The organism is Sporosarcina sp. 179-K 3D1 HS (assembly GCF_047228905.1).
Lineage (GTDB): Bacteria > Bacillota > Bacilli > Bacillales_A > Planococcaceae > Sporosarcina.
The window spans coordinates 88,608-104,131 of record NZ_JBFEGI010000006.1; the positions used below are offsets into that span (position 1 = coordinate 88,608).

At 48.8% G+C, this 15,524-nt stretch carries 17 protein-coding genes; 5 read left to right on the forward strand and 12 right to left on the reverse strand.

Features of this window, described 5'->3' with window-relative positions:
* Positions 1 to 33 precede the first annotated feature (33 nt).
* The 6 genes from AB1K83_RS09885 to AB1K83_RS09910 form a co-directional block, all read right to left on the reverse strand.
* Positions 34 to 1,086, reverse strand: coding sequence for a beta-carotene 15,15'-monooxygenase (locus tag AB1K83_RS09885; protein WP_413058026.1), 1,053 nt, complete (start codon positions 1,084 to 1,086; stop codon positions 34 to 36).
* A gap of 109 nt (positions 1,087 to 1,195) precedes the next feature.
* Positions 1,196 to 1,576: a DUF423 domain-containing protein gene (locus AB1K83_RS09890; RefSeq protein WP_413058027.1), complete on the reverse strand. Its 381-nt coding sequence runs from the start codon at positions 1,574 to 1,576 to the stop codon at positions 1,196 to 1,198.
* Positions 1,577 to 1,925: 349 nt separating this feature from the next.
* Positions 1,926 to 2,168 carry a YwdI family protein gene (locus AB1K83_RS09895; RefSeq protein ID WP_413058028.1) on the reverse strand — a complete coding sequence of 81 codons (243 nt, stop codon included), beginning with the start codon at positions 2,166 to 2,168 and terminating at the stop codon, positions 1,926 to 1,928.
* Complete coding sequence (locus tag AB1K83_RS09900) at positions 2,165 to 2,341, reverse strand: uracil-DNA glycosylase (protein ID WP_413058029.1); 177 nt, start codon at positions 2,339 to 2,341, stop codon at positions 2,165 to 2,167. Before AB1K83_RS09900 ends, AB1K83_RS09895 begins: the two co-directional genes overlap by 4 nt.
* Positions 2,342 to 2,709: 368 nt before the next feature.
* Positions 2,710 to 3,396, reverse strand: a complete 687-nt coding sequence (locus AB1K83_RS09905; RefSeq protein ID WP_413058030.1) for a uracil-DNA glycosylase — start codon at positions 3,394 to 3,396, stop codon at positions 2,710 to 2,712.
* A 7-nt stretch (positions 3,397 to 3,403) separates the two neighbouring features.
* Complete coding sequence (locus AB1K83_RS09910; protein WP_413058031.1) at positions 3,404 to 4,159, reverse strand: DUF4230 domain-containing protein; 756 nt, start codon at positions 4,157 to 4,159, stop codon at positions 3,404 to 3,406.
* A 162-nt stretch (positions 4,160 to 4,321) separates the two neighbouring features.
* Here AB1K83_RS09910 and thiD point away from each other — a divergent pair, with 162 nt between their 5' ends.
* From thiD to AB1K83_RS09935, 5 genes are all read left to right on the forward strand, one after another.
* Positions 4,322 to 5,155, forward strand: a complete 834-nt coding sequence (thiD, locus tag AB1K83_RS09915; RefSeq protein ID WP_413058032.1) for a bifunctional hydroxymethylpyrimidine kinase/phosphomethylpyrimidine kinase — start codon at positions 4,322 to 4,324, stop codon at positions 5,153 to 5,155.
* 63 nt (positions 5,156 to 5,218) lie between these two features.
* Positions 5,219 to 6,121 carry a tetratricopeptide repeat protein gene (locus tag AB1K83_RS09920; RefSeq protein WP_413058033.1) on the forward strand — a complete coding sequence of 301 codons (903 nt, stop codon included), beginning with the start codon at positions 5,219 to 5,221 and terminating at the stop codon, positions 6,119 to 6,121.
* 421 nt (positions 6,122 to 6,542) lie between these two features.
* Positions 6,543 to 6,893: a YojF family protein gene (locus AB1K83_RS09925; RefSeq protein WP_413058034.1), complete on the forward strand. Its 351-nt coding sequence runs from the start codon at positions 6,543 to 6,545 to the stop codon at positions 6,891 to 6,893.
* Between the two features lie 12 nt (positions 6,894 to 6,905).
* Complete coding sequence (bshB2, locus tag AB1K83_RS09930; protein WP_413058035.1) at positions 6,906 to 7,589, forward strand: bacillithiol biosynthesis deacetylase BshB2; 684 nt, start codon at positions 6,906 to 6,908, stop codon at positions 7,587 to 7,589.
* 216 nt (positions 7,590 to 7,805) lie between these two features.
* A complete protein-coding gene (locus tag AB1K83_RS09935; protein WP_413058036.1) occupies positions 7,806 to 9,158 on the forward strand; it encodes a YjiH family protein in 1,353 nt (450 codons plus the stop codon).
* Between the two features lie 88 nt (positions 9,159 to 9,246).
* Here the strand turns inward: AB1K83_RS09935 and AB1K83_RS09940 are convergent, their stop codons facing one another.
* From AB1K83_RS09940 to AB1K83_RS09965, 6 genes are all read right to left on the reverse strand, one after another.
* Positions 9,247 to 10,293, reverse strand: coding sequence for a hypothetical protein (locus AB1K83_RS09940; protein WP_413058037.1), 1,047 nt, complete (start codon positions 10,291 to 10,293; stop codon positions 9,247 to 9,249).
* Positions 10,294 to 10,397: 104 nt separating this feature from the next.
* The gene (locus AB1K83_RS09945; RefSeq protein ID WP_413058038.1) at positions 10,398 to 11,045 is read right to left on the reverse strand and encodes a YczE/YyaS/YitT family protein; all 648 of its coding nucleotides are present in this window, start codon (positions 11,043 to 11,045) and stop codon (positions 10,398 to 10,400) included.
* A gap of 50 nt (positions 11,046 to 11,095) precedes the next feature.
* On the reverse strand, positions 11,096 to 11,587 hold the full coding sequence (ybaK, locus tag AB1K83_RS09950) for a Cys-tRNA(Pro) deacylase (RefSeq protein WP_413058039.1): 492 nt from the start codon (positions 11,585 to 11,587) through the stop codon (positions 11,096 to 11,098).
* Between the two features lie 174 nt (positions 11,588 to 11,761).
* Positions 11,762 to 12,361, reverse strand: coding sequence for a hypothetical protein (locus tag AB1K83_RS09955; protein WP_413058040.1), 600 nt, complete (start codon positions 12,359 to 12,361; stop codon positions 11,762 to 11,764).
* Positions 12,362 to 12,528: 167 nt separating this feature from the next.
* Positions 12,529 to 14,694: a DNA topoisomerase III gene (locus AB1K83_RS09960; protein WP_413058130.1), complete on the reverse strand. Its 2,166-nt coding sequence runs from the start codon at positions 14,692 to 14,694 to the stop codon at positions 12,529 to 12,531.
* Between the two features lie 139 nt (positions 14,695 to 14,833).
* On the reverse strand, positions 14,834 to 15,433 hold the full coding sequence (locus AB1K83_RS09965) for a transposase (protein WP_413058041.1): 600 nt from the start codon (positions 15,431 to 15,433) through the stop codon (positions 14,834 to 14,836).
* Positions 15,434 to 15,524 lie beyond the last annotated feature (91 nt).

Below are 15,524 nucleotides of genomic sequence, written 5' to 3' on the forward strand. Positions count from 1 at the left end.
TCCGTACCCCGGATCGGGCGTACGGAAGTTTTTTTAATTTCCCATTTTTCCTTCTAGAGCGCGGATGAAACGTTCCGGTTCATCCACCCGAATCGCCGCACTTGTATATTGTTTTTCAATCCCCATAAACAGCGTTGCCTGGAGTGGCCGGTTGAAATGCAGGACGAATTGGGGTTTCGACTCTTCAAAATCCTTTGCAACGAATTGTATTAGCCCTTTTTCTTCCAATTTGTATGAATTGGCGGACTCCCCCGATATGATATCGGCTATCGCCTTATACGGAATTTCCATCCGCTTGCCCAGTCCGAGGGAAACCCGCATTTTATCCTCCCCCAATTCGATCGGATTGAGGCGGATCGCTTGTATTTCGGCAATGAAATACAGGACCGTGTAGACATTTAAAAGGATTAGCACAATAGAGAGGATGACCGATTTATCGTGGAAGAACCAATGCAGCCCTACCGTCTCGATGACAATGGCATGGATCAACATGATGTAAAAAGCAATCAGGCTCGTTTTACGATGAAGATAGAACTTCGACTCCTCCAAGGGTGGGGCTTGTTTCCAAGAAGCGATGGCATAATAGAACATCAACGATTCGGCAATAATAATGGAGATTAATGGGTGGCTGGAAACTTTTTCTTTTACCATTGCCGGGAACGCGAACAAGCCGCTGACCGAACCGGTTTTGATTTCCCGCAGGATGGTCGGCATATGTTTTGCCAGCAGGACAATTAGCCCGATTTCCGCGAGCAGGATGACGCCTTCCAAACCGATGGCGGCATAGGGGACAAATTGGAATGGTTCAAAGTACGATGCAGGAATAATAAATCGGGCGACCACCAAACCGACGACCATGAAGGTGATGAACCGCTTCACGGTAAACCCTTTCTTACGGGTCATTGCCAAGATAAGCAGCGGCGCGATAATTGCCAGATCAAGAAGTGAGCCGAATACGACGCCCCGTGAGTAAGCAGGTGCCGGTATGACAGCAGGTAATCGATAGATGAGGAAATTACTGGCTAAGGTAAAAGCGAGCAAAGTGCCGAAAATCCATTGCTTGTAGCGTGTGAGCGTCAGAACCATGGGAACGCCTCCTTCTCTCTTTAGTGTATACAAAGTGGGAGAAAAACGGCATCCAGACATTTTACAATTTAGTGGATAAAAAAGACAAGGGAGTGGGAACCCCCTTGTCTTATCTTCCAAATTTGACTGCCGTGATTATGAGCATGATCCAGCCGAGGATAAAGGCGACGCCGCCAATCGGAGTGATGGCGCCGAGTACACCGATTCCCGATAAACTGAGAGCATACAAGCTTCCCGAGAAAATGATAATTCCAGCCAAAATGAGATACCCAGCCCATGACAGCGAAGTCGATGGCCCAAATAATGAAGTGCTCATTAAAATTCCAATGACCAACAGCCCGATGGCATGGAACATCTGGTATTGGACCGCCGTTTCCCAAATGGCCAAATACCTTTCCGACAACCGCTCTTTCAACGCGTGCGCACCAAATGCACCGAGTGCAACAGCAAGCGCGGCATTGACCGCACCTGCGATAATGAAAAATGGCATAGCATTTCCTTCTTTCTTCAAGTGGTACTTTCTATTTTATCTGATTTTTATACAGGGAAAGTTGACGATTTCATGATATTCGTCAATTTGGTCTGGATATTCGTCACTTTGCTATGAATATTTTAAACATCCGTTATGCGACCGAACAGCGAAGGACTGATCCGATTCGGGCGATTAAACATCCGTTATGCGACCGAACAGCGAAGGACTGATCCGATTCGGGCAATTAGACATCCGTTATGCGACCGAACAGCGAGGGATTGTTCCGATTCGGGCGATTAAACATCCGTTATGCGACCGAACAGCCGTCAAGTTCATACATTTATGCTCAAACTAGATGTTGTGACCGTTAGAAATCAAAAATAGAGCCTCCATTAGCATCGTCTTCCTCCAACAGTTTCCCTTCAACTGAAGCAACCGGCATAACCGGGGAACTCACTTTTTCCTCGCGACTTCCTTCTCCGCCTAGCACGACCTCACAAAGGGAACGGATGGCGGCTAACGATTCCCGGACAGTCCGCTCATCGCCCGCCCGTTTCGCCATCTGCAGTTGTCGTTCCATCTCGGTTAAAATTTGTTTTTGTGAAATCATCGTCTTCCCTCCACCTTTTTCGGTTCGAATTTCATACACTCCATGCCAGAGGATCGCTTGACGACGACGGACGGCAGCTCCCTCGTTTTGAATCCATATGCCTTGCATCCCCTCGGGTGTTTCGGCTCCCATGTCACGAAGAAGTATTGGCATCGAAAGCAATTTACAGCCATTCGCATCCCCTCTTTTCAAATCTACTATAGCTTTCCATCCCTTGTTTTTGCAAGACACGTCTATTATATAATCAACCGGAGAGGCGATTGGAATATATGGGGGAAAGGGCGAGGTTATGGGCGTTGGCATGGAGTTATGAGCGACCGCGCGTAGTATAAGCGCCCGTGCAGAGTTATGAGCGAATGCGCGGAATTATGAGCGCTTGCGTGGAGTTATAAGCGCCTACGCAGAGTTATGGGCGCCCGTGCGGAATTATGAGCGACTGCGCCAAGTTATGAGCGCCCATGCCGAATTATAAGCGCCTGCGCGGAGTTATGAGCTTGCACAAAACTATGGGCGAAGCGAGCTTTCGAGTGCCATTCCCCTTTTATTCAACGCTATTAACTTGGCACCAGTCGATCGGTTCCTTACTCCAAGACTCCAAGATCTGGTTTGTTCCGGAGTAAGGACGGCTGCCGAAGAATCCGCGGCTGGCGCTGAGCGGACTCGGGTGCACCGATTCAATGACGGCGTTCCGGGTGGTGTCGATCAGTTTTTTCTTTTGTTGCGCCGGACGTCCCCAGAGAATGAATACAACCGGCTCTTCCCGCACGGACAATTGACGGATCACTTCGTCCGTAAACTGTTCCCAGCCTTGTCCCCGATGGGAGTGGGCCTTCCCTTCCCGCACGGTCAGCACCGTGTTAAGCAGGAGGACGCCTTGTCGTGCCCATCCCGTCAATGTGCCGGTTTCCGGAATCTCACAACCGATATCCGTTGAAAGTTCTTTGAACATGTTCCGCAAACTCGGCGGCACCGGAACGCCCGGTTGGACGGAGAAACTCAACCCATGCGCCTGCCCCGGGCCATGGTATGGATCTTGTCCTAAAATAACGACTTTCACCTTTTCAAATGGGGTTAATTTAAACGCCGTCCACATATCATCCATGGCTGGATATACGGTTTCCTTACTATATTCCACTTTCAAAAATTCCCTGAGTTCCTGGTAATACGGTTTCTGGAATTCATGTTCCAACACGTCATCCCAGTCATTGCCGAATATTTTCTTCTCCATCACGCGATCACTCCTTGAACTCAATTGTCACATCGTAGCCGGTGAATGAAAACATGTCCTTCAACGTTTGTTCCGCTTGTCGCTGCGCTGTCTGCAAGATGCCTTGCCCGCTGGCCTCCTCGACAATCAGCTTCTTCGCCTCCGCCGCAAGCTCGTACGCTTCTCTGATATCCGGTTTTTCCCGGAAGACTCCCTCGTAGGAATACACTTCGACCTGATCGAAAAAGAGTTCCGCGCCGCCTAGGAATGTGGCGGGTGGGATCGCGAGTGTAATTGTCTTCTTCTCTTCATTTACCACTATATCTTTCTCCGTCAAACCCGATAGATCCACTCCCGCTTTAACGGCCCCCGGAATAATGACTAATAATTGACGCTTTGTCCCCGGTACATTCAAGCCGATGCTTTGACCGAATAGCTGATTGTCTTGCCGCTCAATGATTACCTTCGTATATACTTCAGCCGTAGTGAGCTGTTGAAGTTCTTGGATCCTTTCCAGGAAGACGCCTTTTTCCTCAGTAGCCGTCGACCCTTGTTGCAGGAAGTAAAACGTGATAAATGGCAATGCCAAAAGCAGGAGCAGGATGAGGAGTCCTATCGTAATAAAGGATTTTCGCCACACGGAAAAGAATAGTTTTCCGACTTTCCAAAAAGGGATTCGTTTTCGATAACCTGTTTCCTCTACTGTAACGGCCGATTCTTTCTGTGAGGCTCGGACTTCCTGCAATAGTTTTTCAATCTCATTCAATTTTTTATCTTCCGCCATATCATCCCTCCTACTCTCGTATTTCGACACTATCTTCTACGATTTAGACTAGCGGAAAGTTTCCTACCCTACAACTATTAGACAAAGTCCGACAATTGTAATTTGCCTATAAATTGATTAAGATTAGGGGGAATTCATTACAAGCAGAAGGGGTTATCCAACATGAAGCTGAAAAAGACATTGACCATCGCGGGTTCTGATACATCGGGCGGCGCAGGGATCCAGGCCGATTTAAAAACATTCCAAGAGCACGGAACATATGGCATGACGGCATTGACCGTCGTCGTGACGATGGATCCGGACAATAACTGGAGCCATAATGTGTACTCCCTACCCGTCGACATATTGAAGGCGCAAATTAAAACCGCCCTGTCGACCGGGATCGACGCCATCAAAACGGGGATGTTGAGCACGGAGGAAGTCATCCAAACGGCGGGCGAAGCGATCGCGGAATCGGGACTAGACCACGTCGTCATCGATCCGGTCATGGTGTGCAAAGGGGAAGACGAGGTGCTGAACCCTGGCACAGTCGATGCCATGGTGACCTACTTGCTGCCGAAAGCGGAAATCATCACGCCCAACTTGTTCGAAGCCGGACAACTAGCGGGAATGAAAACCCCTTCGACAATCGAGCAAATGAAAACAGTCGCGGAAAAACTTCATTCCCTTGGACCACGCAACGTCGTCATCAAAGGCGGCAAACAGCTGCAGCATGACAAAGCGGCCGACTTGTTCTACGACGGAAAGACCTTCACATTGCTGGAAGCCGAAAAAACGGACACGCACTACAATCACGGAGCGGGTTGCACATTCGCCGCTTCCATCACGGCCAACCTGGCAAATGGCATGGACGTGAAAGAAGCGGTAGTGGAAGCGAAAGAATTCGTCACAGCCGCCATCGCCCATGGTTGGAGATTAAATGAATACGTCGGGCCGGTCATGCACGGTGCCAAAACTAAATTTGGCGCACCGGAAATTACAATCACCGAAGTATAAGGCAGATGCCAGGAGAGACGAGGATTCTCTCCTGGTTTTTTATTAGGAAGAGGAGGATTTGAGTTGGATCTGAATCGACAAGCCATTGCGTTGCTGGAGGAAAATCGATATGAGGAGGCCCTGGATTTATTCCAAGAAGCGGTCCGCCGGTCGCGGGATGTCCAATCGTTAACGAATCTGGCATGGATTTATTGTCATGAGGAAGATGTATTTGAGAAAGCGCTCGAGCTTGCCGAAGAAGCGGTGGCACTGAAGCCGGCTTCGCATTTCCCCTATTATTTACGTGGCGAATTGTATAACCGGCTCGGTAGATGGACAGAGGCGGAGAGCGCTTGGAAGCAGGCTTTGACCATCCATGAATCCAAAGTGGCATGGCATAATTTAGCATCCGCTTCCTATGAGCTCGGCAAAACTGCCGAAGCTTCCGATCATTTCAAGCGCGCGGCTGGAAAGTCGGACGCGGCGCTCTATAGCCATGCAAAATGCCTGGTAGATCTCGGCGAGCGGGACTCAGCGAAGCAGGTACTCGCCACCTTCACGGAAGTCGATGATGATTTCGTCGGCGAGGTGGAAGTAGCGGATCTTTACGTAGACATCGAGTGTTTCGAAGAGGCGGTCCGTTGGTTTGCGAAGGGTTGGGAGGCCTATTGGAAACAGCCGAATTGGGTCGGCCGCTATGTCTTTGCTTTACGAAAACTCGGTCAATTGCAACAAGCGGAGGACGTCTTAAATGAAGCGCGGCGACTGAAGCTAGAAGAATGGCAAGAATCCGCGGAAGAAGAATGCGATGAAGACTGGACGGAACGCGATAAAGAGGAAATTCTGGAGCGATTGCAAGATGACATGAAACTCTATGAACAAATTTCCGCCGGCTATGTTCCTGCTTTGGAGTTCGAAACCCACTACGAGACCGCCTGCTACCTTTTTGGCTGCTCCCGACATGGGCATCCGGAATATCAGGAGTGATGGAGCTGATCTAATCGGAAGTTCCGGAGGGATGGGCGGAATTCTCCAACAGTTGGTCGCAATCCTCGGGCCATTGGGCGGAATCTACTGCTTTGGGAGGAATCCTCCCCGCGATGAGCGGAATTCTATGCTGCTTAAGCGGGATTCTCCAACAGTTGGTCGCAATCCTCGGGCCATTGGGCGGAATCTACTGCTTTGGGAGGAATCCTCCCCGCGATGGGCGGAATTCTACGCTGCTTATGCGGGATTCCCCAACAGTTGGTCGCAATCCTCGGTCGATTGGGCGGAATCTACTGCTATTGGCGGAATCTGCCACGGCTTTTGCGAACAACACTTCCCTGGAAAGCACAGATATCGCTTTCAACTCTTTTTTTCTATATACTGGAGGGAAGCAATTCTGTAGGAAGAAGGAGGATTTGCCATGGAGCAAGTAAAACCTGAGCATTTGCAGGAGTTGATCGATTCCTTTGCAAATAAAGATATCTATATCCATTTGGAAACAACAAATGGTTCATATGCCTCGCATTTTAATGAGGGCTTTTTTAACGCAGGGGCATTTATCCGGAATGTTGTCGTGAAATATGAACTGGGGAAAGTTGCGGGGGATTCACCTCACCGGATCGGCTTGAAGCTTCCATCTGGATGGATTTACGCACAAGGAATCACCCATTATACCGTGGATGAGCATGACCGACTGCTGATGGCCGGGCTCGATGCGGAAGGAAAGTTGGCGGTCGCTCTTGAGATCAGCGAGACCCCATTCACTTATTAAGGAGGTTATTTGATGATACAGAAAGAACGCCACGTACTGGTCATCTTCCCGCACCCTGACGACGAGGCATTCGGGGTGTCCGGCACGATTTCTACATACCGGGAGATGGGTGTTCCTGTCACCTATGCCTGTCTGACTCTGGGAGAAATGGGACGGAACTTGGGCAATCCGCCATTTGCAAACCGGGAGACATTGCCACAAATCCGGAAGGAAGAGCTCTTGAAAGCATGCGAATCGATGGGCGTGGACGATTTGCGCATGATGGGCCTGCGGGATAAAACGATTGAATTTGAAAACGACGACAAAATGGTCCAGCTAGTCACAGATTTGATTGACGAAACGAATCCGTCGCTCGTCATCACGTTCTACCCGGGACTGTCCGTCCACCCGGACCATGACGCAACCGCACGGGCAGTCGTGCGGGCGATTCGCAAGCTACCGGAAGCGGAACGGCCAAAACTATACACGATCGCATTTGCCAATAATACGATTGATGTCCTTGGAGAACCGGATATCATTCACGATGTGTCCACCGTAACTGAGAAAAAAATTGCCACACTAAAATCCCACGCCTCCCAAACCATTTGGATGCTCCAAGAAATGGAGAAAAAGTGGGAAGCACAAGATCCGGAGGCCATCCAATGGTTGACCCAGGAAAGATTCTATACGTACCGCTGGGATATGGATTTTGAATAAACAATCGAACCGGCGCAGGATTTGATTTACCTTAGCGCCTATTCCATAATATAAGCCACATATCCATCGAACAGCACAAGGTTCGATGGATATGTGGCTTTTTTTAATTTAACTGAAGAATATAACTTCACGATATCCTCTTTACATTCAGCATAAAAACCATTAATGTATATTTATTCACGACCTTGCATCAAATACAATTAAGGAGTTGGAATTGTGAAGAAGTTCAGTTTATCCACTTGGCTGTTATTCCTCGTACCTTCCATTCTCGGGGTCATCCTATTCATGATTCCGTTAAAGTTCGAGACTGGTTGGAAAGTTCCAATCGCCAAGTTTGCAGATATATTATCAGGTATCCTAGAGCCTGCCATGCCAATGGCCGCCATGGTCATTATCATAATCGCTGCGCTCGGTTCGCTGCTGTTCCTCTTTAAACCGAGCGACGGGGTAAAGCCCTCATTTATAACGGGTCTATTTAAAGTTTCGCCTTTTTGGACAGTCACCCGCATATTAGGTGCCATTTTCGCTATCATGGTTACTTTTCAGATCGGACCGGAAGCCGTTTGGAATGAAAATACAGGTGGCCTGCTGTTAGCGTCTGACGGACTTGTTTCATTTTTATTCACGATTTTCCTGTTTGCCGGCTTGCTATTGCCATTGCTTCTGAATTTCGGGTTGCTTGAATTTTTCGGAACGATGATGGTGAAAATCATGCGTCCTTTATTCAAACTGCCGGGCCGTTCTTCGATTGATGCGCTCGCATCCTGGATCGGTGACGGCACAATCGGCGTCCTATTAACGAGCAAGCAATATGAGGACGGTCATTATACGAAAAAGGAAGCCGCGGTTATCGCCACTACTTTCTCTGTCGTGTCCATCACATTTTCGCTTGTCATCATTGATACGGTCGGTTTGGACGATTACTTCTTGCCGTTTTACGGAACGGTCGTGCTGACGGGCTTTATCCTTGCTTTGATCATGCCGCGGATTTATCCTCTTTCCGGCAAAGGGTCCGAGTATATTGACGGCCGTCCTTTCACTGGCAATGAAGAAAAACTGCCTGAAGGCTATAACGTTATTAGTCACGGGTTGGAAAACGCCTTGACGACGGCGAGTAAGAATCGTTCCTTCTTGCAAGTTGTTGGGGATGGATTCCGGAATGTGCTGGATATGTGGTTCGGCGTTGCTCCGGTCGTCATGGCTTTCGGTACGGTTGCCTTGATCGTAGCCGAGTATACGAGCGTTTTCACGATTCTCGGGAAACCGTTTGAACCGATCCTGACTTTGCTCGGCCTGCCACAAGCAGTAGAAGCGGCGCCTATGATGGTTGTAGGGATCACGGATATGTTCCTGCCCGCCATTTTGGCAGCCGGAACAATCACCGAACCGATGACACTCTTTGTCATTGCGACCGTTTCCGTCGTGCAATTGATCTATATGTCTGAAGTCGGTGGTCTGATTCTCGGAACAAAAATTCCGCTGAACATTTTGGATCTAGTTATCATTTTCCTTCTTCGTACACTGATCGCCTTGCCGATTGTTGCAGGAATTGCTCATCTATTATTCTAATCAATCACGCCTCGGCGTGATTGCGTCTTCTGCTGAACTAAGATTAACATCAAACGACCCACACGGAACGATACCGTGCGGGTCGTTTTTATTCCTCCTGTAACAACAAGGCCGCCTTCTCATTAAATACTTCCTCCCGGATCGCGGAGTCCATTTGCTGAATCATATTGTTCCGCGCTTGGGCGAATGCCTGCATATAGCCGGTAGCGTCCATTATTTTTTCACGGTAAGCCTCCCGGATGGTGCTGATCCGCTCTTCAGCTTCCGCATCCTCAGCACACATATGCACCAAATCCAGCAATTCATCCTCCGGGCGTTCCGGATCATAGGCATGGGGTTGTGTCGCATCGAATAGGCACACTGACAACTCCGGAAATTGAACGAGATCGACGCCCGATGGATCGAGGCCGCACCAACCATAAAGGACATCGAATCCCCGCCTTTCCCCTTCCGCACCGAGTGCTCGCATCAAGGTCGATTTCCCCGTCCCCGGCAGTCCTTTGATCAGGAGCCGGCGTTCCGACCATTTCGTAATGGACGGAATATAATCATGGGCTCCGCCACTAAACGTCAAGGAGCCAATCATTCGATGGGAGACTGCCGATTTTTTATTCAGCCGGATTGTTCCAAACAATTCTTCTTTCAATGAAGCAATCATTTGCTCATGGAGATTCCACATCATCCGATCAATATTGACCGTTTCCCATTCATCATGAATTTTTTTCGCTTGCGCCAAGGCGTGTAGTGCCTTCTCGAGCGCAATGTCCGCCTCACTCCGATTTGCAGCGACGGCTTTGTTCATTTCCCGTAGTTTTTCTTCCTCATACATATGATAGAAGCTGATGACCCGGTGCCGACCACCGAGGTCTGTCGGTTCGAGGGCAACTGGATGCGAGGCCTGGAGAAATAAAAGATTCGGCCCTTTAATAAAGATAGCATCCGTTTTATCCGACTCGATTGGATCCATGAAACGATCGACATCAAACCCTCTTTTGACAAAATGCATGGCGGTTTCATTCAATGCATTTGAAATAGCGTTCGTCGGAGGGCATTTTAGGAAAACCGTCTCCGCGGCTGTCGCGATCAGTTTATCATATTTATGCGAAATCCCCTGACCTGTATAGGAAGTTCCCATGTATTGTGTTATCGTCCCGTATATGCCGACCATCCTTTCTGTACGTTCGCTTATCTTATGCATGGAAAAAGAAAAAAAGCACGGCTTGTCTGCCTGTGCTTTGCTTATTTCAATAAAACTTGTTCGTCTTCTTCCTTGAGGATTTTCAATAATAGGTTCTGGCATTGTGGTAAAGCGATCTGAATAATTTGCCCGCAGAGCAGCGCAATCAAGACAGTTCCAACTCCGACAGGACCACCGAGCAGCCAGCCGATAAAGGCAACGGACATCTCGATGCCCGTCCGGACTGCCTTAATGCTGAAACCCCATTTTTTCACCAGGATGAGCATCAGGCTATCCCGCGGTCCCGCCCCCATATTCGGGGAAACATAAATACCGACCCCATAAGATAGGACGAGCACCCCGATCACGTAAATGATCACCTGTCCCATAAGAGTGCTAAAGTCCGGAAGTAGCCAGTTGAACAAATCAATAAATAGCCCCATTAAAACCATATTGATCCATGTCCCGATTTTCGGCCATTTTCTCATAACTGCCGATGTGGACAGAATAATGATAAATCCTGTTATAATGCTCCATGAGCCAATTGTCAGTCCAAGATTTTGATATAAACCGACATGTAGCACGTCCCAAGGGGCGATGCCGAGCCGATGCCCTTTAATCGTCATAGAAACGCCTAGCGACATGACCATCAATCCCGTGAGGAAAAAAATCCATCTCCATAGTAAGCTCTTTCTCTTGTTCTCTTCCATTCTGATTCTTCTTTCTTCGACAAAATGTGCCCTTTCCTACAATTGTAGCATTAGGTCTTTACCAGGTCTTCAAAAACCGCTTCCGCCACGCGGGCCAAATCTAGGGGTGTGAGTTTCATTTGCAGGCCTGGCTTCCCCGCGCTGACTACCATCTGACTGAGGTTTTCAGCAGATTGGTCAATGAAGGTTGGGTACTTCTTTTTCATGCCGACAGCCGAACAGCCTCCTCGTACGTAGCCAGTCTCTTTCGTCAGGTCTTTCAGAGGCAGCATCTCCAATTTCTTCACCCCGGCAGCCCGCGCCGCTTTTTTCAAATCCAGTTCCGCTACGACAGGGATGAGGAACACGAACAGTTCCCGTGGAGGGCCTGCAATCGTTACTAGGGTCTTGTACACCTTTTCCGTGTCCTGCCCCGTTTTCTCGGCGACCGATACCCCATCGAGCAGGCCGTCGTCCACTGCGTACTCCATCAATTCATAATTGACTTGCTCGCCTTCGAGGATCCGGACCGCATTCGTCTTCACATTTTTCTTTTTCGCCATGGAATCCCTTCCTTTGGATGAACTACAGTCAACTTCGGGCTACACTGCTGGCCCATTGTCTTTCTAATGTAGCATGTAGACAAGGGAGAATAATAGCGGTTTGATTTGGAAGCTAGCGGAGTGCCTTCTTTTTTCCATAATAAAAGGCCGCCACCGAGGGCGACCTTGCTGTTATTATGCAGTTCGTGAAAAGCTTGGCCCTTCCATGGCGTAGCCGTTTTGCCGGGCGTCTGCTTGTACAGTGTAAGCGGAGATTGCCTGTTGGAAACGTTTTTGCATTAGGTACAATTCGCGCTCTTCGGCAGAAGGAAGCTCCGTTGTCGGAATGTTAGTCGCGACCGTTTCTTGCTGCGCAGCGTTTTGTTCCATGTCAGAACGGATACGATTCTGAATGGCGATTTGCGCTTCGGTTTGTCGTATTTTGGCAGAGGCTGTGGCCGCCAATTGATACTCCGCTGTGGTCGGCTCCGGTTCCGTCAACGCATCCGCTCGGACGTCACGCCATAGGTCTATCGTTTCCTCCAGCGTTTTTCCGAGTGGTAGCGCAACCTGCTTCATCTGACCCGCATCGAGTTGCCTCACTTCCGGTTTGACTTCAGAGTCGCTCGCAGGCTCCTTTTTTCCGACCAATAATGCTTCCAACTCTTCAATCGTTTTTTGATTGCGTCCGTTGTATTGGACGTTCCGATCATAAGCAGTTTCGGCATTGCGCCGACGGATCGCATCATATCGCTGGATCTGTTCGCCTGCAGATTGTGCCAAGACGGCATTCATGAAACTTCACCTCCGACAGGTTATTTTCGCAAAATACAAGTAATTTAATTATACCTGGATTTTTTTCAGAATAAACCCTCCAAAAGCTCCAAAAAGATATGTGCCACCCAGACCTATCCGACCCTTGGATTTCCTCTAACCCAAAACTTTCGTCCGAGCAACCCCACTCACTTATCGAATAATTTCTTCAACGCATCCGCCATTGCAGTGTTGACCGGTTCTTCTTGTTTCTTCATGTACTTTTGCACATCACGTTTGTCAGCTTTTTTCCCTCCGGAGTTGGCCCGGCGTTTTTCAAAGGCGGATAGCTTCTCGCGGTGACCGCATTTGCAGACAAAAATCCGGCCATCGCCCTCCCCGCGTAATTCCAATTTCTTTTTACATATCGGGCATCTTGCGTTCGTCAACGTGGAGACATTGCGGCGATGGCCACATTCCCGGTCCTGACAAACAAGCATTTTGCCGCGCTTTCCGTTGACCTCCAGCAACAGCTTGCCGCAATCCGGGCAAGTCTTCCCGGTCACGTTATCATGCCTGAATTTCTTATCATCGGTTTTGATTTCGCTGACGGTCTTTTTTGAGAAGTCGATCATGTCTTTCATGAACGTCTCTTTTTTCATTTGACCTTTGGCGATTTTCGTCAGGCCTTGCTCCCATTCTGCCGTCAGAGCCGGTGATTTTAAATCTTCCGGAACCAATTCAAGCAGTTGGCGGCCTTTGGATGTCGTGTAAATATCATTTCCTTTTTTCTCAATGACGAATGTGCTGAATAGCCGTTCGATGACATCCGCCCGGGTCGCCACGGTACCAAGTCCACCGGTTTCCCCAATCGTTTTGATGAGGTCTTTGGATTCACCCGCCATGAATTGCACCGGGTTTTCCATCGCTGCCAGTAATGTCCCTTCATTGAACCGGGCAGGCGGCTTCGTTTGTCCATCCGTCATGACGATGGCCCGTATTTTCACTTCGTCCCCTTTTCGGAAAGGAGGAAGCGCATCCGAGTCCGCCTCTTCTTCCTCAGTCGAATAAACCTTTTTCCAACCTTCGTCTGTAATTGTGCGGCCTTTTGCTTTGAATAGTTCCTCGCCCGCTTCGAGTTCCGCCGTCACTTGATCGTAGCGGAACGCACCGAAAAAGACGGCCAGGAACCGTTTGACGATTAAATCATATAGACGCTGCTCCTTGTCGGACAAGTCTTGAAGGATTGGTGTTTCCTCAGTCGGAATGATGGCGTGGTGGTCGGACACCCGCTTATCATCAATGACGCCTTTTTGCGGCTTGATGGCGTTGGAACGGAGAAGCGCATTGACCGATTTGCGATACGGCCCGATATCTACCGCTTTGATGCGCTCTTTCAACGTTCCTTCCATGTCGGAGGTCAAATGCTTCGAGTCGGTCCGTGGATAGGTGACTGCTTTATGGCGTTCATATAGATTTTGAAGCGTGGACAGCGTCTCTTTTGCAGACCAGCTCCAGCGGCGGTGCGCCTCTTTTTGCAATTCCGTCAAATCGAACAAAGATGGTGCGGGCTGTGATTTAGGGGTTGATTTCACCTCAAGCACCTTGCCGGAATGAACCCCATCCAGCTTCTGAAGTACCTCTTCGACCGCTTCTTTATCAAATGACTGGGTTTGTCCCGCTTTCGTATGCCAAGTGAATCTCGCCGTTTCCGTTAAGGCCTGCAAACCGTAATAGGATTTGGGCTGGAACTCGCGAATTTGCTTTTCCCGCTCCGCAATCATGGCCAGAGTCGGTGTCTGGACACGGCCCGTCGACAGTTGGGCGTTATATTTTACCGTCAGTGCCCGGGTCGCATTAATGCCTACAACCCAATCCGCTTCTGCACGGGCAACGGCAGCTTCATATAAATTATCGTATTGACGACCATCCTTCAATTGGTTAAAACCGTCTTTGATCGCCTTGTCTGTGACGGAGGAAATCCAGAGCCGTTTGATTGGCTTCCTGATTTTCGCCATCTCCAAAATCCAGCGAGCGACGAGTTCCCCTTCACGCCCTGCATCCGTTGCGATGATCACTTCTTTGACGTCATTCCGCCTGAGCAAGGCTTTCACCGCATTGTATTGTTTGGACGTCTGACGAATCGGTACGAGTTTGAAAGGCTCCGGAATGATTGGTAGATGTTCCAGTTTCCATTCCTTATATTCATTTCCGTACCCTTCCGGATCGGCATGCGTCACCAGATGGCCGAGCGCCCAAGTGACGATATATTGGTTTCCCTCGAGAAAACCGTTCCCCTTTTTATGGCAACCGAGCACACGCGCAATATCGCGAGCGACCGACGGCTTCTCAGCTAACACTACAGATTTGGACATCATTAGTTCCCCTCTCTCTTTCTGGTGCCAGGCACCCAAACAAACGTGAATGTTTAAACATTCATATTCGCTTCTACAACTTGATCTATTTATAAGTTAGCAACTGTAACATTGCAGATACTTCATTATATCATTTGTGTTAAGTGTCCTTCATTCCCTGCGGATGGGATTCTAGATTTCCCTCCTTTTCCTCTTCACAAAACAAACAGTATGCCTGACGATTCTGTTTGGTGGCTTCACTCAAGAATGAAGGCAGCAACTCCAAGTCGAGGTAAGGATAGGGAGATTCCTTCTCATTCTTATATAAATAAAATGAGCTGTCCAGGTAATCTTCCATCTTCTTCACCATGGGAATCTTTGTATTAATCGGGTTGCGGTGAATATAGCGGCTCACTAGCAATAACGAGCGAGGGCTGGACGCCATTTCAGAAAAATATCGGCTTTCATAAAGGTGGCCGGAATAGTTATATTTTTTCTTGTACGCATCACTATAGCGCCGATTCAAATAGCCCATCACTTGTCCAAGCGGGACTTCCGGCGATCGGATTAAAAGATGATAATGATTTGTCATAATACAATACGCAAGTATGGTGAAGGGATATTTTGAATAAGTATAGTGCATGGCGCGAAAAAACGATGATATATCTCCCCTATCATGAAATATATCCTGCCGATTATTCCCGCGCATGACAACATGGTCAAACCGTTCCGGATTCCACCTTCTCCGTTTCCTCGCCATTCCCCTCATCCTCTCCACTTTTCAAATCACAGTAAGAGATGGGGAGAATTGTGTCAATTACACATACAATGCGATAACTGAACTTTGCCGC